This window comes from Janthinobacterium sp. OK676, assembly GCF_900103595.1.
Classification (GTDB): domain Bacteria; phylum Pseudomonadota; class Gammaproteobacteria; order Burkholderiales; family Burkholderiaceae_D; genus Janthinobacterium.
This window is the reverse complement of sequence record NZ_FNHA01000013.1, coordinates 165,956-185,571: the sequence shown is the minus strand read 5'-3', so window position 1 is coordinate 185,571 and position 19,616 is coordinate 165,956. Positions and strand designations below refer to the sequence as shown.

Sequence of the window (19,616 nt, the reverse complement as noted above, 5' to 3'; positions counted from 1 at the left end):
AATAAATGAAAGCTATCGTATGCAGGCGGATCAACTCGGCGAGCGCACGGAGATCGTGCGTCGTTTCAACCGTTTCTATACGCGCCAGATTGGCGTGCTGCATGAACACTTGCTGGACAGCGCATTCTCTCTGACGGAGGTGCGCATCCTGTATGAGCTGGCGCACCGGGAGCAACTGACCAGCGCGGACCTGTGCCGCGAGCTGGGTTTGAACGCGGGCTACCTGAGCCGTGTCATTGCCGGATTCGAAAAGCAGGGACTGATCGCCAAGACGCGCTCGCCCACGGATGCGCGCGCGGCGCAATTGCAGCTGACCGAACAGGGACAGCGCACCCTCGCGCCCCTGGTCGATGCCTCTCGGCGCGAAGTGGCGGCCATGCTGGAACGCTTGCCGGCAACGGCGCAGCAGGAACTGGTCGCTGCCATGGGGCAAATCCAGAGTTTGCTGGGGGAAACATCGCCCGGTTATATCCTGCGCAATCCGCAGCCGGGCGACATGGGCTGGATCATCCACCGGCAAGCCGTGCTGTATGCGCAGGAATATGGCTGGAACAACGAGTACGAGGCGCTTGTTGCCGAAATCCTCGCCAAATTCGTGCGTGAATTCGACCCGACCCGCGAGCGCTGCTGGATCGCCGAGAAGGACGGCAAGGTGATCGGTTCGGTCTTCATCGTGCGCCAGGACGAGACGACGGCCAAGCTACGCCTGCTGTATGTCGACCCGTGCGCGCGCGGCCTGGGCATCGGCAGCCGCCTGGTCGATGAATGCCTGCGCTTCAGCCGCCAGGTTGGCTATACGAAAATGGTGTTGTGGACCAACAGCATCCTCGCCGATGCGCGCCGCATCTATGACAAGGCAGGCTTCCAGCTGGTCGAGGAAGAGCCGCATCACAGCTTTGGCAAGGACCTGGTCGGCCAGGTGCTGGCACGCGCGCTGTAACGACGTGCTTGCGCCGCCGTCTGCCACTGTGGCGGCGGCAGGACACTGGCTACCGTTTCCCTCGCTTCAATCACCATTTCCCTCAAGAAACCAGTACACTAGTTCCTGAGCGCAACTATTTTGTGCGCGCCATGCCGCCTGCCATTGCCGGGAGGCGTCCCTGCCGCAAGGCGTGTTGTCTGCCTGGACAAATGGAATGTTCACTTCGCGCAGTCTGTCTCCTGCCTTCTATTACCTGTTCTTTTCAGGAGAACGGGAGCAGCAGCAGCGCTTTTTCAAGGAACTGCATTTCATTTCGATAGCGATCCTGACGTTTGGCCTGGCTTGCTGGCTGGTCACGTTCAGCCTGACCTTGCCGCGCGCTTCGCTCGATCATGCGCAGGCGGCGCTGGGTGTGACGGGCATGCTGGTCGGGCTGCTGCTGACCATGTATGCGAGGTCCTTGCAGGCCATCATCGCCAGCGGCACGATCAGCGTGCTGTTCATCGCTTTCAGCTTTCGCGTGCTGATGCTGGGCACGGAAGACCCCGCTTTCTGGGTGTTGCCGCTGGGCGTGATGATCACCCTGACGACGGCGCCCATTTTCAGCGGCATCGCGTATTACCTGGGCGTATCGCTGTGCGTGTGGGCCATCCTGGGGCTGGGGCAGTTTCCCGTGCATGCGGGCCAGGCCGACCAGCATTGGCCCGTGCTGGCCGTCACCATCAGCGTCATCATCGGCCTGGCGCTGAATATCTATTTTCTCGTCTTGCGCATCCACAACTACCGTGCCCAGCGCGACCTGGCGACGATGGCCTACAAGGATGGCTTGACGGGACTCAACAACCGCCGCATGTTTACGCAGGGCGCCCGCGCCCTGCAGCGTACGGTGCGCACGCCCGCGTATTTCCTGATGATCGACATCGATGACTTCAAGCAAATTAACGACGTGTACGGCCATGACGTGGGCGACGAAGTGCTGAAAAAAATCGCTGACGTGATCGCCAGGCTGTCGGGCGAGCACCTGTGCGGGCGCCTCGGTGGCGAGGAGTTCGCCGTCATTTACCTGGGCGAAAAAAACGCGGCCTGCGACTTCGCCGCCCAGCTGGTCGATGCCGTCGAGGCAGCCTTCGTGCCGGAACGCAAGGTATCCGTCAGCATCGGCGTCGCGGAACTGATCAAGGAAGCGGACTTGTCGCACAGCTACCGGCGCGCCGACGAATCCTTGTACCTGGCCAAGAAAAGCGGCAAGAACCGCTACGTGCTCGACGCCGCTTGAGAACACGTCATTTCTTCACAGAATGCTAAGATCGCGGCCCGCGCGTGCCGGCGACCGGACCGGCATGGCGTCTCGACAAGGATGACCATTGAATTTTCCCCTGCACACCGTGTTCCCCCTGCTGTCGCTGTGCGCGGCCCTGTATGCGCCGACGATTGCACTCGCGCAAACGGCGGAGGATGCCGCCTTCGTTGCCGCCACCGTGCCCGTGCCGTCGCCGCCGCTGCGCCTGAGTGCGCATCCGGAAATCCGCGCCGACGTCTTCAAGCTGCTCGGCTATGCGCGCGGCAGCTATACGCAGGGCAATACCCTGATCGCGCGCCAGGTGCTCGACAGCATGTATTCACTCGATGACATCACGCGCACCATGCTGCCCGACGGGCGTTCGGTGCTGGCCTCCATCGATGCCGGCACGCACGGTGCGTGGCGCGCCGCCATGCTGTTCGATCCGCAACGCAAGCTGTTGGCGCTGGGCCTCGTCAACGGCCATTGCCAGGCCGTCACCGGCGACGCCGCGCCGGCCTGCCTGCCATCCACGCACGCCGTGCTGACGGTGTTCGTGCCGCCAGGCGCAGAGGACGAGATAGCCGCGCCGCTGCTGGTCTGGGCGCGGCAATTGCCGCCCATGCTGGCACAGGCCGCGCCGGAACAACGGCAAAGCATTGCGGCGGTGGAATACATCACGACCCGCCCCGGCCAGCCCGGCTGGGAGGCGCGCGACGTGCCGCCCGGCTTTCCCGACAGCCTGCTGCACCTGCTGCTGCCGAATGCGGAATTGAATGGCAGCTCCAGCGGCGGCAAGATCGTCACACCGGCGGGCCTGGCCGGCTTGCCCATGCGCACGCCCACGGAAATGGCCGAGGCGGGCGACGAGCCCGTGCCCGATGCCGAGATCACCGTGCGCAGCTATGCCGATTTCCACTGGGTGCTCAACACCTACGCCAAACTGGCCAAGGGCGCGCAAGTGAAGGGCCACGACGACAAGGTGGTGTTTACGGGCAGCGATGCCGGCGGCCGCTACACGGTGACCTTGCGCGAACCCAACAAGGACGATGGCGTGTTCATCACCGTGGCCAGCTGGCGGGAAAAATAAACGACAGAGCAGGGAAAGCATTGCCATTACGCACAAGAGCATGGCATTTTGGCATTTTGCGGTATGATTTCCGGCCGTGCGGCGCGGCCCTGTCCCTGCCTTGCCCACCCTGCCCTTCAAGCCAGTCACGCTTGCGTCGCATCCTGCCTCTAAGGAATTCATATGTTCGGTTTTAACTTGCGCGTTGCCAAGATGGTGTGGACGGCGTTCCTCATCGCCTTTTTGTTATTTCTCACCTACAAGGTCTCGTCGACCCTGATCGTCGTGGTCTTTGCCATTTTCTTCAGCTACCTCGTGTATCCGCTGATCGGCCTGCTCGAACGCCATGGCCCGAAACGCTTGCCGCGCACGGCCGCCATCGGCATTGTCTTTCTCGTGGTGATCTTGCTGGTGGCGATACTGGGTTCCATCTTCGGCGCGCGCATCGAAGAAGAGGCGATCAAACTCAGCGATCAGTTGCCGACCCTGCTCAAGGGCAACAACTTTGCCGAGCGCATCCCCTTGCCGGAATTCATGGAGCCGTTGCGCGCGCGCCTGCTGTCGTTCATGCAGTCGCAACTGAGCAGCGGCACGGGACAAGCGATGCCGCTGGCGAAAGAACTGGGCTTGACCGTCATGCATGCGGCCAGCAACCTGATCTATCTGGTGCTGGTACCCGTGCTGAGTTTTTTGCTGATCAAGGAAGGACCGGACATGCGCGACGGCTTGCTGTCGCTGCTGAACCGCCCGAACAAGAAACTCTGGGGCGCCATCATCGACGACCTCGACATCCTGCTGTCGCGCTATGTGCGCGCCCTGCTGCTGTTGTCGATCGCCACGTTTGTGTCCTACAGCATCGCCTTTTCCCTGATGGGCGTGCCGTACAGCCTGCTGCTGGCCGGCGCGGCCGCCTTGCTGGAATTCATTCCGTTTGCCGGCCCGCTGGCGGCCGCCGTCATCGCCGTGGTCGTGGCCGGTTTCAGCGGCTTCGAGCACGTGTTCTGGCTGATCGGCTTTATCGCCGCCTACCGCTTGTTCCAGGATTACGTGGTCAATCCGTACTTGATGAGCGAAGGCGTGGAAGTGAGCCCGCTGATGGTGATCGTGGGCTTGCTGGCCGGCGACCAGTTGGGGGGCGTGGTCGGCATCTTTTTGTCCGTGCCCGTGATGGCGGCCATCAAGATTGTCTTCGTGCGTGCGCGGGCAGCCTTGCAGGCGCGCCATGATGCGATGGAGAAAGCGGAACAGGCTGCAGAGGAAGCGCGCGCCCAGGCCCTGGCCGAGGCGGCGCGCTTGCAGGAACAGGGCAGCAAGGCCGCCCTGGAAGCGCAGTAACTTAGAACTCTTCCCACTCGCCGCTATTGTCGGCGGCGGGTTTGGCGGAGCGTGGCTGGGCTGCGGCCGGGGCGGCAGCGGCGCGCGCCGGTGCCAGGCGCAGCGACGGGCGTTTCAAGGCCGTGCTGGCGGCGGCCACGACAGGCTTGCGCAAGGCAGGCTTGGCCGCAGACGGACCGCTATGGTTGGCGTCGAGTTTGAAGATGCTGACCATCTCGGCCAGCGCCGCCGCCTGCTCCTGCATGGCTTCCGAGGCGGCCGCCGCTTCTTCCACCAAGGCCGCATTCTGTTGCGTCACGGTATCCATTTCCGCCACGGCTTGGTTGATCTGGCCGATGCCCAGTTCCTGCTCGCGGCCGGCGGCGCTGATTTCGCCCATGATGTCCGTCACGCGGCGGATGCTCGAGACGATCTCGTCCATCGTCGTACCCGTCTGGCTGACCAGTTCGCTACCGGCGCCCACGTTCTGCACCGAAGCTTCGATGAGCACTTTAATATCCTTGGCGGCGCTGGCCGAGCGGTGCGCCAGGTTGCGCACTTCCGTGGCGACGACGGCAAAACCACGACCCTGCTCGCCGGCACGCGCCGCTTCCACGGCCGCGTTCAGGGCCAGGATATTCGTCTGGAAGGCGATGCCATCGATCACGCCGATGATGTCGGCAATCTTTTTCGACGATTCGCTGATGGTGCCCATGGTATCGACCACTTGCGCCACCAATGCGCCACCTTTCACCGCCACGTCCGAGGCCGACACGGCCAGCTGGTTGGCCTGGCGCGCATTGTCGGAATTCTGCTTCACGGTCGAGGTCAGCTCTTCCAGCGACGAGGCCGTTTCTTCCAGGCTCGACGCTTGCTGCTCCGTGCGGCTGGACAGATCCAGGTTGCCCGAAGCGATTTCATTGCTGGCCGTGGCGATGGCGCCGCTGCCGTCACGCACACCGCGCACGGTGGTCGACAGGCGTTCCTGCATCTTCTGCAAGCCCGTCAGCAAGGCGCCCATTTCGTCGTGGCGCGTGATGACGATGTCGTTGGCCAGGTTGCCGTCGGAAATGGCGCCGAAATGGCGCAGGGCCTGGTCCAGCGGGCCAAAGATGGCGCGCAGCAGCAAGATGCTGGAAATAATGGTCAGCAAGGCACCGACTATCATGCCGCCGATGGCCATGCTCACTTGCGTGTGGTAGCTGGACTGGCTTTCCGCATACATCTTGGATGCCGAAGTGACCTGGTATTGCGTCAAGGTTTCGGCGGCCTGGTCCAGGCTGCGGTACAGCGGCGTCAGCCCCTTCATCATCAATTCGTCCGCCTGCGCGACGTTGCCTTCACGCAAAGCCTTGCTCATGGCCAGCACGCCATTGTTCATGTAATCGCTGCGCTTCTTGTCCATGTCGTCGGACAGGCGCTTTTCATCCGCGCTTTGCGGCAAGCCCAGGTACACCTTCCAGGACTTGTTCGAAGCTTCCATGAATTGTTCGGCGCGGGCCAGGGTATCCTTGGCATCGGCCGCGTCCGGGTGCACCATCACGCGGTCCATCGTAAAGCGGGCACGGCCCAGGGCAATTTGCGATTCGCCGATCGCTTGCGTCGATGCCAGCTGATTGCTGTAGACCTCGTTGAGGCTGTTGTTGGCCGATTTCAGGCTGATAATACTCATGACGCCCAGCAGGGCGATCAGCAGACCCAGCACACTCATGGTGGCAATCAGGCGCATCTTTATTGTTATATTCGACAGCATGCAATTTTCCTTGGTAGGGGCGCAACCATGCCTGCGCATGCCGGACGAGATAGCGGCAAACGCCAGATGGATGGGTCACGTGAATTGTTCAGGACAGGTCGATACGGCGTGTGCGGCAGCAGGGGGGAAGGCGGCCCGCGCATATCGTCAGGAGTGCAAGACAGGGCAACGAGGTCGAGGTTTCCTGTACTTTTAATTTCCTGATTGCAAGATACAGGGAAAGATTACCAGTAGCAACATCCAGCATGGATTTTCACGCTTTGTAACAAGCGGATGATGTTTTTTGCGCAGAACTGGCATTCCGCTGCCGTGCGCGGTCGCGTGGGAATGCCAGTTATGTTAATAGACGGTTTCTGCAATCGAGCATGGTCAGCATTTGCCAGCCACCGTCCGGTGTCGGCTTTTACGGCCCCTGTTTCACGTCATCGACATACAGGCCGCCACCGCCAGGTTCCACCCACTGGCCCTGCTTCTTGCCATTTACATAGTTGCCCTGCCATTGCACCACCCCGTCGATGCGGCGTTCGCTGGGGCCGTTCAAGCGGTCCTTCACAAACGTGTCATAACCGGTAAAACTGTGCATGTCCACTTCGCGCCATTCGTCCACACCCGGGTTCACTTCCCAGCGGCCCGTGCGCTGGCCACGCTGCATCATGCCCGTCGTCGTTTCATCGCCGCTTTCATACGTCCACGGCCCTTCGGCCTTGTCATCGACAAAGGCGCCAAACGAGCGGATGGTGTTCGGCTCCTCGTAGTGCCACTGCCCCGTGCGCTTGCCGTGCGCATACTGGCCACGGGCATACACGCTGCCCACGCAGCAATTCACGTTGTACTCGATGAATAGCCCATCCTGGCTGGCGGCAAAGCGCTGCGGCTGCGTTTCCCATGTGATCCACTTGATGTGATAGCTGGGTGCGCGGTTCCCTTTCCGGCCCTTGCCCAGCAGATACGTGACCGTGAGGAAATGGCCATCCTTTTCCACGAAGGTTTTTTTATAGGCAAACGCCGGCGCATCGGCCGGCTTGCCGGGCAATAAATCGCCATCGATATTGAAATAGCCGACGAGGGTGCCATGGCCATGCTCGATGGCGTCGAACTCGGCCACGCCCGTGGGTGCGTAGGCTATGCTGTGGTCGATCTGCGGAAAATGGGCCAGCGCCGTGCGCACCTGCGCCTCGTCCGTGGTTTTCGCGCCGCGCTCGACGGTACTGGCGGTGGCCATCGGTTTACCATCGTAGAACCGCGCCGCCTGCGCTGGCGCCAGGGTGCCCAGCGCCAGCAGCGCCGCCATCGTGCTCATCCAAAATGTTTGCCGCATGCCCACTCCACTGCCGAAAAACCGCCATTATGCATGGCCGTTCAGGCAAGACCGGACACACGAGGACGCCGGCCGAACAGGGGCCGCTGCACCGTCTGTGCCAGCAGCACGCCCAGCAGCGAGATGCCGCCGCCGACCAGGTGGTACACATGCATGTTTTCGTGCAGCCAGACGATGGCCAGCAGGGCCGTCAGCAGGGGCAGCAGGTTAACGTAGATGCTGCAGCGGTTCGGCCCCAGCAGTTTGACGCCTTCGATCCACAGGTAGGACAGGACGATGGACGAGCCTATGCCCGCATAGCCGATCAAGGGCAAGGTGGTGGCGTCCAGCTTGGCGCTGCCGGGCGGCAAGAGCAGGAAGAACGGCAGCATGCACGCCAGGGCGGCCAGCGCCTGGCAATAAATGGCTTGCCAGGCGGGAATGGACAAACGCCAGCGGCGCAGCAGCACGCCATACAGGGCGAAGCTCAGGGAAGCGAGCAGCATCAGCGCATCGCCCGCGTGCACGCCCTGCTGCAGCAAGGCCAGCACGTCGCCGCGTCCCACCAGGTACAGCAGGCCGCCAAACGACAGCACGCCGCCGGCCGCCATGCCCACCGTCAGGCGCTCGCCCAGCAGCAAGACGCTGAGCAGGGCCGTCATCAGGGGCGCCAGCGCCGTGACGATGGCCATATTCGTCGCCGTGGTGCTTTCTGCGGCGCGGTAGGACAAACTCTGGAACAAGGCCATCGACATCAGGCCGCACAGGGCCAGCTGCCACCAGTGGCGGCGGATGGCGGCGCGGTTGCGCCACAGGGGCCGGGCGATAAACGGTGTCATCACCAGCAAGACCAATACCAGGCGGTAAAAGGTGATGGCCGTGGGGGCGATGCTGGACGCGGCCAGCTTGGACACGATGACGTTGCCGGCCCACAGCAACATGGCCAGAAACGGATACAGATAGGCGCGCACAGGCATGCGAAACTCCGGGAATAGTTGCGGGGAACCATCATGCCGCAGGCACGCCGCGCCTTCTCGCGCTAAGATGTCCATACCTATCGCAAAACTGACCCCATTTTCATGGATTGTTCGTCCCACGCCTTTCAGGAATTGCTGCCCGTCACGGCGCGCGCCATGGCGCTGGCCGTCGACTATGCGCACGGCCACGTGATTTCCGCGCACCGCCACACGCATGCGCAGTTGCTGTATGCCATCGAGGGCGTGATGACCATCGAGGCGCAGGGCGGGCGCTGGGTAGTGCCGCCCACGCGCGGCGTGTGGCTGCAGCCCGGCATCGCGCACAAGGTGCGCATGAGCGGCGCCGTGAAAATGCGCACAGTGTTCGTCAACTGCGCCAATTCGCCATTGCTGCCTGGCCACAGCTGCGTGCTCGAGATCAGTCCATTGCTGCGGCAACTGATTGTGGCGGCCGTCGACATCGCGCCCGATTTCACGGAAGGCAGCCGCGACTGGCATCTGCTGCAATTGCTGTTGCACGAGCTCGACAGCCTGCCCGTGCTGCCCCTGTATCTGCCGTTACCCGTCGATGCGCGCCTGCGCGGCATTTGCGCGCGGCTGATGGAACAGCCGGGCGAACAGCAGACGGTGGCGCATTGGGCACAGGAACTGTCCATCACCGAGCGCAGTCTGCACCGATTATTCCAGAAACAGACGGGCATGCGCTTTGGCCAGTGGCGCCAGCAGGCGCGATTGCTGCGGGCGCTGGAGCAATTGGCGCAAGGCGTCAAGGTCATCGACGTGGCCATGGACAACGGCTACACGAGCCAGAGCGCATTCACGGCCATGTTTAAAAAACATTTCGGCACCACGCCCACCGCGTTTTACCAGGCGAAAGTCATCGCTGCATAAAAAAAATGCTGCTATGCATCAATAATCATGGGCGATAGCCGCCGAGCTTGTTATCATCGCAAGCCTTATCGCACCGCGCCCATCCTGGCGGCGGTGTTGACCTCATCTTCTCGCCACCATGACACAGAATTTCTTCCAGACATTTATCCTGCTCTTGCTCGTCACTGACCCGTTCGGCAACGTTTCCCTGTTCGTCAATGCCCTGAAACGGGTGCCCATCGAGCGGCGTTGGAAAGTCGTGGTGCGCGAATGCATGATCGCCTTCGGCATCTTGCTGCTGTTTATGTTCTTCGGCCGCCATTTCCTGAACGCCTTGCAATTGTCGGAGGTGGCCCTGCGCATCGGCGGCGGCGTGATTTTGTTCCTGATCGCCATGCGCATGGTATTTCCGCAGCCGAACGCGGGCAATAGCGACCACGAGATGGGCGGCGAACCGTTCATCGTGCCGCTGGCCATTCCCGCGCTGGCCGGCCCGTCGGCCCTGGCCACCGTGCTGCTGTTTTCCTCGCATGAAATGAACGAAGTGATCGCCCACGTGGCGGGCTTGACGGCCGTGGCCGTCGTCTGGCTGGCCGTCTTCCTGTGCGCCGAACGCTTGCAGCGGGCGCTCGGTCCAAGGGTCATGACGGCGTTCGAGCGCCTGATGGGCTTGATTCTGACGGCGATGGCCATTGAAATGCTGCTCGCCGGCATACGCGCCTTCCTGAAATCCGTTTAACATCAGCATTCATCCACTGAAGGAGTCCAGCATGAGCCGTTGCGCCCACATTTGCCTGATGGCCGATTACAACCAGTGGATGAATGTCAAGGTCTACGCGGCGGCGGCCAGCCTGCCGCCAGGCGAGCTGGAGCGCGAACGGGGCGCCTTTTTCGGTTCCCTGCTGGCCACCTTGAATCACGTGATGGTGGGCGACACCCTGTGGCTGCAGCGCTATGCGAAGCACCCGGCCGGCTTCCCCCTGCTCGATCCCGTCCGCGCCATCACGCCGCCCGCGTCGCTCACGCACCCGCTGTTCGCGGCCGAGGATTTTGCCGCCATGCACGCGCACCGGCTGTGGCTGGACCAGCTCATCATCGACTGGGCCGCCTCCATCCGCGAAGAAGACCTGGACCACCTGCTCGACTACCGCAACAGCAAGGGACCGAACCGGCGCGAGTTTTTCAGCCTGCTCATGCATTTCTTCAACCACCAGACGCACCACCGGGGCCAGGCCAGCACACTGCTGTCGCAGGCGGGCATCGACATTGGCGAGACGGATTTACTGTTTCGCATCCCCAACCATATAGCCGACTGACGAGGGGCGGTACAGCCACGCCTTCACGGCAACCGCCGCCAGCGCCAGCATACCCAGCAGCGCGCCGCACACCAGCGCCCCCTGCATGCCATGGCGCGCAATGGCCATGCCTCCCGCCAAAGTCCCCACCGTCACGCCCAGGTTGATGGCGGCGATGTACACGCCGATGGCGAACGCGGGCGCCTCGCGCGCTTCGCGGCTGAGCCACACTTGCGTGACGATCAGCCCGCTCGTATGCGCCGCGCCCCAGAACAGCAACAGCACCGCCATGGGCGCCCAGCCGATACCGCTGCCCGCATAGCGGTACAGCAGCCAGTATGCCAGCCCCAGCAGCACGGGCTGCAGCAACACCGAGCGCAGCACGTGCGTGCCCAGCTGGCGCCCCGCGAACAGATTGCCCGCCACGCCACCGATACCAAACACCACCAGCGCCAGCCCCGTCTGGCGCACCGACAAGCCCGCCACCTGCTGCAGATACGCGGCCGCATACGCATACACGGCAAACATGGCGGCAAACACCAGCACGGCGGCGGCAATGGTCAGCCACAGGGCGGGTTTGCGCAGCACGGCCAGCTGGCGCCCGTAGGCCATCGGCGCCTCGCGTGGCGTGTCCGGCAGGAACACATATAAACCGAGCGCCGCCAGGGCATTGACGAGGGCGCAGGCAAGGAACGATGCCTCGTAGCCATACTGCGCGGCAATCCAGGTGGTGAGCGGAATGCCCAGCACCATGCCCATGCTGGTGCCCGTGAATGCATGCGCGCCGGCCCGCGCCGCCTGCGGCGGCGGGTACAGGGCGGCGGCCGCCACCATGGCCAGCGAGAAATACACAGGATGAAACAGGGCCGGCACGATGCGCAGCGCCAGCAGCAGCTCGAAGCGGGGCGCATACGCCGACACCACGCTGGCCAGCGCGAACACGAGCAGGGACGCGATCAGCACGCGCTTGCGGCGCCAGCGCGTGGCCAGCAGCACGAGGAAGGGGCCGCCCACGGCGATGACGAGGGCGAACAGGCTCACCAGCGAGCCCGCCTGCGCGGCCGTCACGCCGTAGCGCTGCATGATCATCGGCAAGATGCCGACCACGCCAAACTCGATGCAATACACGCCGAACAGGCCCAGCGCAAGAAAGACGATGGGATGCGGCCGTGTCATGGCGCCTCCATCACGCCATACACCGCCTGGCACAGTTCCGTCACGAACGGCCCCGCCATGCCTTCCAGTGCCGTATTCGTAAACGCCACCACGGACAGCTCTTGCGCCGGGTCGACAAACCACGAATGGCCATACGTGCCGCCCATGCGCCAGCTGCCGACGGACTCCGGCGTGGCAGCGGCAAGCGGGTCCGTCAACACGGTAAAGCCGAGGCCAAAGCCGCGGCCCGGCCAGAACGGCAAGTCGAACGCCCCAGTCTGGCTCGTGCCCATCTGATGCGCCAGACCGGTCGGCAGCAGCGGCGCGCCGCCCTGGCGCAAGGTTTCCAGCAAACGCATGAAGTCGGGCGCGGAACCCACCATGCTGGCGCCGCCCGATGGATACGCCTGCGCGTCGCGGGCACGCGCCGGTGACAGGGTAAAACCGGCCATGCCATCGAGAAACGGCAGATGGTCTTCGCCCTCGTCGCGCAAGCGGCGCGGCCGGGACTCTCCCGCAGCCCGGTCCGCATACGCGACGGCCAGGCGGGCCGGATCGGCCGCCGCAAACCCCGTGTCGCGCATGGCCAGCGGCGCCGTCACCAGATGTTCCACGGCCTGCGCCAGCGGCAAATCAGTCACCGCTTCGATCACGGCGCCCAGCACGTCGGTGGCAATCGAATACGCCCAGCGCTCGCCCGGCGCATACGCGAGCGGCACGGTAGCCAGGCGGCGCAGGTTGTCCTCCAGGGAAATGCGCGACGCATCCATGCCGTCCGACACCCCGGCCTGCGCATACGGACCACCCGGCGGCTGGAAGAAACCATAGTCGAGCCCGGCAGTGTGCGTGAGCAAGTGGCGCACGGTGATGGCCGCCACCGTACCGTCCGGCTGGCGCGGCGCAAAATACGGCAGCCAGCGCGTCACCAGGTCGTCCAGGCCCAGGCGATGCTGTCCCACCAGCGCCAGCGCGGCCGCCGAGACGATGGGTTTGCTGACGGACGCCAGGCGGAAGACGGCGTCCTCAACCATGGGCGTGCCCGCCTCACGGTCCAGGTAGCCAGCCGCGCGGCGGTACATTTCCTGGCCACGCTGGCGCACCAGCACGACGGCGCCCACCAGGCGCTGCTGCTGCAGAACACAGTCCAGCAAGGGATCGATGCGGGCGGACAGGGCCGCGGAAGAGAAGTTATAAATCATGACAGAGCCTTTCAAATGATCAGACGGCCAAGGTAAGGCAGGCGCGATCAAAGAAAAACAGGCTATAGTTTCTGTCTGTGCGGACGTTGAGATCCGCAATTGACGAGGAACGACATGGATAACCTGGCGGGATTGACGGCCTTCGTGCAGGCGGCCGAGACGCGCAGTTTTGTGGCGGCGGGCCGCGTGCTCGGCATTTCCGCCTCGGCCGTGGGCAAGAGCATCGCGCGGCTGGAAGAGCGCCTCGGCGTGCGTCTGTTTCACCGCAGCACGCGCAGCATCGCGCTCACCAGCGAAGGCACCGTGTTTCTCGAACGCTGCCGGCGCATCCTGGGCGAGATCGAAGCGGCCGAGCTGGAGTTATCGAACAGCAAGAGCGCGCCGCAAGGCCGGCTGCGCGTCAGCCTGCCGCAGGTGGGCAGCTTGCTCAATCCCGTGCTGGCCGCGTTCGCGCGCGCCTATCCGCTGGTGGAACTCGACCTCGATTTCAGCGACCGCCGGGTCGACGTGATCGAAGAAGGCTACGACGCCGTCGTGCGCGCGGGAGAGAGCGCCGACAGCCGTTTGATGAGCCGCCTGCTGGGCCAGTTCCAGCTGCAGCTGGTGGCCGCGCCCGCCTACCTGGCGCGGCACGGCACGCCGCTGCTTCCCGCCGACCTCGCACAGCACACTTGTTTGCTGTACAAATTTCCCAGCAGCGGCAAGGTCGAGGCCTGGCCCCTGCCCGAGTGGCCTGCCCTGCACGCGGCCGGCTTGCCGTCCCTGCTCCACTGCAACCATGTCGACACCCTGCTGCACTTTGCCGAAAGCGGCCTGGGCATCGCCGCCCTGCCCGACTTCGCCGTGCGCGCCGCGCTGGCCGCAGGCCGCTTGCAGAGCTTGCTGGAAGGCCATCGCCAGCACGACGGCGCCTTCCGCATCCTGTGGCCCAGCAGCCGTCACCTGACACCGAAACTGCGCGCCTTCATCGATTTCCTGGCCACCCACGTGTTTCCGGAAAGCTGAATCGACATCCAGCGCCGCGCTCGTTGTTTCCACACGACAACTTATACAATTTGCTACCAGTTTTTCAGATTTTCGCGGACTTGATACAAGTTTTTGTATTGCAGTGCGGAATTTTGAGGAACAATTACAGGCTGGCCGCCGCTACGTATAAACCCGTAGCGCTGGCCTGTCCGATGTTTTCCCTCACTTCCGCAACACGAAAGCAATCATGTCACTCACACAATTCAAAATCGGCACCCGGCTCGGGATCGGGTTTGCTGTCGTCCTCGGCCTGCTGGTGGCCGTCTTGCTCGTCGGCCTGTATTCCATGGGACAACTGAGCGCACGCACGCACGACATCGTGACCGACAAGAACGTCAAGATGGCGGCCGCCAATACCATGAGCGACAACGTGCGCAACATCACCCTGGCGATCACGAGCGTGGTGGTGGCGCCGACGGAAGCGCTGGTGCAGGCGGAACTGGCGAAAATTGGCGAAGCGCGCAAGAAGTACGGCGCCGCCAAGGAAACCTTGCAAAAGAAAATCTCGACGGACAAGGAAACGGCGCTGATGGCCGAACTGGACGCGGCCCTGAAAGCGGGCGCGCCGCTGAACAACAAGGTCATCGAACTGCGCAATGCGGGCCAGACGGACGAAGCGATCGCCTTTTTGACGCAGCAGGCGGCGCCGAGCCTGAAGCGCGTGCTGGGCGCGCTCGACAGCCTCGTCGCGTATGAAGGCGAACAGGCGGCGCAGGCGGCAACGGACGCCGAAACGCTGAGCGCCAGCGCGCGCGCCTCCATGCTTGCCCTGGGCAGCGTGGCCGTGCTGCTGGGCGCCTTCGTTGCCTGGATCATCACGCGTTCGATCACCCAGCCCATCAATGCGGCTGTCAGCGTGGCCGAAACCGTCGCGTCGGGCGACTTGTCGTCGCACATCGTCGTCAATTCCAGCGATGAAACGGGCCGCCTGCTGGGCGCCCTGAAAGCCATGAACACCAGCCTGCTGGGCGTGGTGGCGCAAGTGCGCAACGGCACGGATGCGATCTCCACGGCATCGAGCGAAATTGCCGCCGGCAACCTCGATCTGTCGTCCCGCACGGAAGAGCAAGCCAGCTCGCTGGAAGAAACGGCGTCGGCCATGGAAGAGCTGACCTCGACCGTGAAGCAGAACGCGGACAATGCGCGCCAGGCGAACCAGCTGGCGAAAAGCGCGTCGGAAGTGGCCGTGCGCGGCGGCAGCATCGTCTCGCAAGTGGTCGATACCATGGGCACGATCAATGCCTCGTCGCGCAAGATCGTCGACATCATCGGCGTCATCGACGGCATCGCCTTCCAGACGAATATCCTGGCCTTGAACGCGGCCGTGGAAGCGGCGCGCGCGGGCGAACAGGGCCGCGGCTTTGCCGTCGTGGCTTCGGAAGTGCGCAACCTGGCCCAACGATCGGCTGGCGCGGCGAAAGAAATCAAGGAATTGATCGCCGCCTCTGTTGCCAACGTGGACACGGGTTCGCGCCTCGTCAATGAAGCGGGCCAGACCATGGGCGACATCGTCGACAGCATCGTGCGCGTGACCGACATCATGGGCGAAATCACGTCCGCCACGCACGAGCAGACCATCGGCATCGAACAGATCAACATGGCCATCGCGCAAATGGATGAAGTGACGCAGCAAAACGCGGCCCTGGTGGAAGAAGCGGCAGCCGCCTCGCAAAGCATGCAGGACCAGGCGGGCGAACTGGCCCACGTGGTCGGCTTCTTTAAAACCGGCAACCATGTCGCCAGCGCAACCAAGCTGGCGCCTGTGCGCGCCACGCCAGCAGCACCAGCCATCGCGCGCCCCGCAACCAAGCCAGCGCCAGCGCGCAAGGCCGTCGCGGCCGCGCCGGCACGCCGCAGCAATGCGGCTGCAGAGAGCGAATGGGAAGAGTTTTAATACAGTAGTTTTAACAACCGGCAACACCCTCCCCAAGGGAAAGCCAGGCAGGAAGTTGCTGCCTGGCTTTTTTTCGTCTGCCAATACCACTTTTTTTGCGGCAAAGCCCGCGCAATAGACAAAAGTGCAAAACGTGCAGCGCGCATACGCTTTACAATCCTCGCTCGCTTTACAAAATATTGGTCATCATGAATCAGGCAGAACAGCAGCGCCTCCTGGCTATCCTGGAGTATTGGCACAAGATCGAATTCTTTATCCCGTTTGACCTGAATCAAATCACGGACGTTGAAGACCAGTCCACCGTGCGTCTCCTGCACCGCGAACAGCTGGCGCAATTGCCGCCGCAGTTCGTCACGCAATGGCAAGTAGCGTCCGACCGCGAGATCGACGGCTTTTCATTGTTCCTTGGCGTGTTCGACAAGGCGGAAATCAACAAGGCTTGTCCGCCAGCCACTGGCCCGGAAAACATTGCCGAAACAGAAAAAACAGAACTGCTGGGACGCTCGTGCTTTGCCCGCATCAATCTCAATGCGCTGGGCGAGCCGCAGTTCGATCCCGTGTCCGTGTCGACCTTGCCGTGGGCCCTGGGCCGCGCACGCACGCCGGACTGGTCGGGCCTGAGCCTGGACGCCTTCAGCGACAGCCAGCTGGCGCTGCAGGACAGCTTGCGCAACTTCGCGGCCAGCCGCACGCCACAGCAAGTGACGGACGAAGCCGGCAATGTCTCCTCTCCCCTGTCCGGCATGGAAATCGCGGCCCTGGCCGACCTGCTGCGCGACTGGGCCGGCTTCCACCCGTCGGCCGGCCAGCCGCTGGCCGTGCTGGAATTGCGCACGCGCAAGAAACGCGCCGCCGCCGACACGGCCGATGCGCTTGAAAGCAGCCAGAACCGCACCTTGGACTTAGGCGACGTCGCGGAACCGTCTATCGATATCCTCAACAGTTTTTACCTCGATGACCTGGAACAGATCATCCGCGCCTTGCGTGGCGGCAAGCTGCCGGCCACGGTCGCCGCCTACCTGACGCCGCTGGCGCAGGATGAGCGCATCAACCTGTACAGCCCGGCCGGACGCCAGGCGCTGGCCGCCATGCTCAATCCGGCGAACATGAATCGCGGCCACTGGCTGGAAGACGCCAGCTACGCCATGAGCCTGATGCAGCAGTTCGCCATCCACGGCGCGCGCACGGGCTTGAGCGAACGCGGTATCTTTTCCGTCAACGGTCCGCCGGGCACGGGCAAGACGACCTTGTTGCGCGAATTGTTCGCCGACAACATCGTGCGCCGCGCCAGCGTGCTGTCCTGCCTCGATCGCGCCGGCGACGCCTTCATCGGCAAGGTCGCCGTCGCCTTCGAAGGCGTGCGCGACCCGATCACCATCGCCCGCTTGCGTCCGGAACTGACGGGCTTTGAAATGGTCGTCGCTTCGTCGAACAATGCGGCGGTGGAAAACATTTCCGGCGACCTCCCAAAACCCAAGCAACTGGGCAAGGAATGGGCGCGCACGCGCTATTTTGAAAGCGTGGCGCGCCGGATCGTGGCCGACGGCAATGGCGCCAACCGCGCCCTGGGCGAGGCGGAAGCGCCGTGGGGCTTGATGTCCTGCGCGCTGGGCAACAGCGCGAACCGCCGCCGCTTCGTCAGCAATTTCTATGACGACGACTGGGACAAGACCACGACGCGCAAGACGCCGAACGCGCAAAATATCCGCCAGTGGTTGGCCAGCCACCAGGGCGTGAGCTTTGCCCAGGCCGCGCGCGAATTCCGCGAAACGGAACACGTGGTGGAAAAAGCCCTGGCCGAGCACGCCCAATACGCGGCCTTGTGGCAAGCCGTGGGCACGTGCACGGAAGCCGAATTCATCCACAGCAGCCAGCAAGCGCTGATCGCTGCCGAGCAGGAAATGGATGCGGCCAATGGCGCCCTGTCCGACGCGCTGGCGCAACAGGACACCTTGCTGGTCAGCAAGAAGGAATTGCTGGAAGAAGAACGCCTGGTGGCGCTGACACAGCCCGGTTTCTTTGCCCGCCTGTTCCGCACGGCACCGGCGCGCGCCTACAAGGACGCCTTCGTGGCCAATGTCGAGGCGCAGCGCCAGGCCGCGCGCGACGTGTCCGCCATCAAGCTGCTGCTCAAGGGCGAACTGGAGCCCCGTTGCGAACGCGCCCGCAACAGCCTGCACATCGCCCTGCGCACGGCGCAATCGCGCCAGCGCGAATGGGATGACAGTACGGAACTGCTGCGCCGCGCGCGCATGCGCTTCCCCACCATCGCCGCGCCGGCGAGCCTGGAAGAGCTGGACGGCGACGCCTTGCAAATTGGCGGCCTGTGGCATGAACCGGCACTGGCCCGTTTGCGCTCGCGCCTGTTCGCCAAGGCCCTGGCCCTGCATGAAGCATGGCTGGCGGAAGTGGCAAAGAAAGGCGGACCCGGCTTCGGCGGCAACTTGCTGGCCGTCTCCAAATTGCTGAAAAACAAGCGCGCCTATGACCAGTCGCACATCGCCATGGTCTGGCACAGCCTGTTCATGGTGGTGCCCGTCGTGTCGACGACGTTCGCCTCGTTCGCGCGCCAGTTCCAGGGCATGGGTCCCGAATCGCTGGGCTGGCTGTTCATCGATGAAGCGGGCCAGGCCGTGCCGCAAGCGGCGCTGGGCAGCCTGTGGCGCGCCAAGCGCGCCGTCGTCGTGGGCGACCCGCTGCAGATCGAACCCGTGTTCACGGTGCCGGGCCGCCTCGTGCAAACCTTGTCCGCCCAGTCGCCGCACACGCAGGACGGCAGTTATGCGCCGACAAGCGTGTCCGTGCAGACACTGGCCGACAAGGCCAACCGCTATGGCGCCACTGTAGGCGCGAATAGCGCGCAACCGCTGTGGATCGGCAGCCCCCTGCGCGTGCACCGCCGCTGCGTGGAACCGATGTTTTCGCTGGCCAACAGCATCGCCTACGAAGACAAGATGGTCTACGGCTTGAGCGAGCGCACGCCGCCAGCCGGCGCGCGGGGACTCACGCGTGGCCCCAGCTGCTGGATCGACGCCGCCGGCCCCGTCAGCTACAAGCAGGTCGTGCCCGTGCAACTCGATTTCGTGCTGGAAGTGCTGCTGAAGCTGTATCGCCGCGACGGCAAGCTGCCCGACATGTATGTGATCACGCCGTTCAAGGCCGTGCGCAACGAATTGCGCTCGCGCATCGTGGACATGGACTGGGATCGCCGCCTCGGCTACGGCAAGGCGCCGACGGCCCGCGAATTGCGCCAGTGGAGCAGCCAGATGGTGGGCACCGTGCATACCTTCCAGGGCAAGGAACAAAGCGTCGTGATGCTGGTCCTCGGCGCCGACGACAGCACGGTGGGCGCGGCGCAGTGGGCGGCGGCCACGCCGAACCTGCTCAACGTGGCCCTGACGCGCGCGCAGCACCATGTGTACATCGTCGGCAACTCGCTGCTGTGGGGACAGTTGCCGCACTTTGCGCCGGCGTGCGCGCAATTGCCGCATGCGGGCATGCATGAGTTTTTGGTGGAGATGGGTTGACGGCCCCATGACCATGCTTTACGGCGTAGGTCGGATTAG

Annotated in this window: 15 protein-coding genes; 10 read left to right on the top strand and 5 right to left on the bottom strand. The window is 63.6% G+C overall.

Annotated elements, in window-relative coordinates; translation table 11 throughout:
* Positions 1-19: 19 nt before the first annotated feature.
* From BLU39_RS23440 to BLU39_RS23425, 4 genes are all read left to right on the top strand, one after another.
* Positions 20-940: a bifunctional helix-turn-helix transcriptional regulator/GNAT family N-acetyltransferase gene (locus BLU39_RS23440; RefSeq protein ID WP_092717604.1), complete on the top strand. Its 921-nt coding sequence runs from the start codon at positions 20-22 to the stop codon at positions 938-940.
* Between the two features lie 196 nt (positions 941-1,136).
* Positions 1,137-2,198, top strand: coding sequence for a GGDEF domain-containing protein (locus BLU39_RS23435; protein WP_092717601.1), 1,062 nt, complete (start codon positions 1,137-1,139; stop codon positions 2,196-2,198).
* A gap of 88 nt (positions 2,199-2,286) precedes the next feature.
* Positions 2,287-3,291: a hypothetical protein gene (locus BLU39_RS23430; RefSeq protein ID WP_092717598.1), complete on the top strand. Its 1,005-nt coding sequence runs from the start codon at positions 2,287-2,289 to the stop codon at positions 3,289-3,291.
* A gap of 162 nt (positions 3,292-3,453) precedes the next feature.
* Positions 3,454-4,605, top strand: coding sequence for an AI-2E family transporter (locus BLU39_RS23425; protein ID WP_092717595.1), 1,152 nt, complete (start codon positions 3,454-3,456; stop codon positions 4,603-4,605).
* A 1-nt stretch (position 4,606) separates the two neighbouring features.
* Here BLU39_RS23425 and BLU39_RS23420 read toward each other — a convergent pair whose 3' ends face one another.
* From BLU39_RS23420 to BLU39_RS23410, 3 genes are all read right to left on the bottom strand, one after another.
* Positions 4,607-6,337, bottom strand: a complete 1,731-nt coding sequence (locus BLU39_RS23420) for a methyl-accepting chemotaxis protein (RefSeq protein ID WP_092717592.1) — start codon at positions 6,335-6,337, stop codon at positions 4,607-4,609.
* A gap of 403 nt (positions 6,338-6,740) precedes the next feature.
* Positions 6,741-7,655 carry a toxin-antitoxin system YwqK family antitoxin gene (locus BLU39_RS23415; RefSeq protein ID WP_139178456.1) on the bottom strand — a complete coding sequence of 305 codons (915 nt, stop codon included), beginning with the start codon at positions 7,653-7,655 and terminating at the stop codon, positions 6,741-6,743.
* A 41-nt stretch (positions 7,656-7,696) separates the two neighbouring features.
* A complete protein-coding gene (locus BLU39_RS23410) occupies positions 7,697-8,611 on the bottom strand; it encodes a DMT family transporter (RefSeq protein ID WP_092717585.1) in 915 nt (304 codons plus the stop codon).
* 102 nt (positions 8,612-8,713) lie between these two features.
* On the opposite strand from BLU39_RS23410, the gene BLU39_RS23405 reads away from it, so the two are divergent.
* From BLU39_RS23405 to BLU39_RS23395, 3 genes are all read left to right on the top strand, one after another.
* Positions 8,714-9,502 (top strand): AraC family transcriptional regulator, encoded by a 789-nt coding sequence (locus tag BLU39_RS23405; RefSeq protein ID WP_092717582.1) that lies wholly within the window; start codon positions 8,714-8,716, stop codon positions 9,500-9,502.
* 118 nt (positions 9,503-9,620) lie between these two features.
* Positions 9,621-10,220, top strand: coding sequence for a MarC family protein (locus BLU39_RS23400; protein ID WP_034754361.1), 600 nt, complete (start codon positions 9,621-9,623; stop codon positions 10,218-10,220).
* Between the two features lie 31 nt (positions 10,221-10,251).
* A complete protein-coding gene (locus BLU39_RS23395) occupies positions 10,252-10,797 on the top strand; it encodes a DinB family protein (protein ID WP_092717579.1) in 546 nt (181 codons plus the stop codon).
* On the opposite strand, the gene BLU39_RS23390 is transcribed toward BLU39_RS23395, so the two are convergent.
* Both BLU39_RS23390 and BLU39_RS23385 read right to left on the bottom strand, forming a co-directional pair.
* Positions 10,762-11,952 (bottom strand): MFS transporter, encoded by a 1,191-nt coding sequence (locus BLU39_RS23390; RefSeq protein ID WP_092717576.1) that lies wholly within the window; start codon positions 11,950-11,952, stop codon positions 10,762-10,764. The two genes, BLU39_RS23395 and BLU39_RS23390, sit on opposite strands and share 36 nt — an antisense overlap.
* A complete protein-coding gene (locus BLU39_RS23385; RefSeq protein WP_092717573.1) occupies positions 11,949-13,130 on the bottom strand; it encodes a serine hydrolase domain-containing protein in 1,182 nt (393 codons plus the stop codon). The genes BLU39_RS23390 and BLU39_RS23385 overlap by 4 nt, the downstream gene beginning before the upstream one ends.
* 114 nt (positions 13,131-13,244) lie before the next feature.
* Between BLU39_RS23385 and BLU39_RS23380 the strand changes: the two genes are divergently transcribed.
* The 3 genes from BLU39_RS23380 to BLU39_RS23370 all read left to right on the top strand — a co-directional run bounded on the left by BLU39_RS23380 (position 13,245) and on the right by BLU39_RS23370 (position 19,577).
* Positions 13,245-14,135: a LysR family transcriptional regulator gene (locus BLU39_RS23380; protein WP_092717570.1), complete on the top strand. Its 891-nt coding sequence runs from the start codon at positions 13,245-13,247 to the stop codon at positions 14,133-14,135.
* Positions 14,136-14,343: 208 nt separating this feature from the next.
* Complete coding sequence (locus BLU39_RS23375) at positions 14,344-16,050, top strand: methyl-accepting chemotaxis protein (protein ID WP_092717567.1); 1,707 nt, start codon at positions 14,344-14,346, stop codon at positions 16,048-16,050.
* Between the two features lie 188 nt (positions 16,051-16,238).
* A complete protein-coding gene (locus BLU39_RS23370; protein WP_254789048.1) occupies positions 16,239-19,577 on the top strand; it encodes a DEAD/DEAH box helicase in 3,339 nt (1,112 codons plus the stop codon).
* Positions 19,578-19,616: the final 39 nt, after the last annotated feature.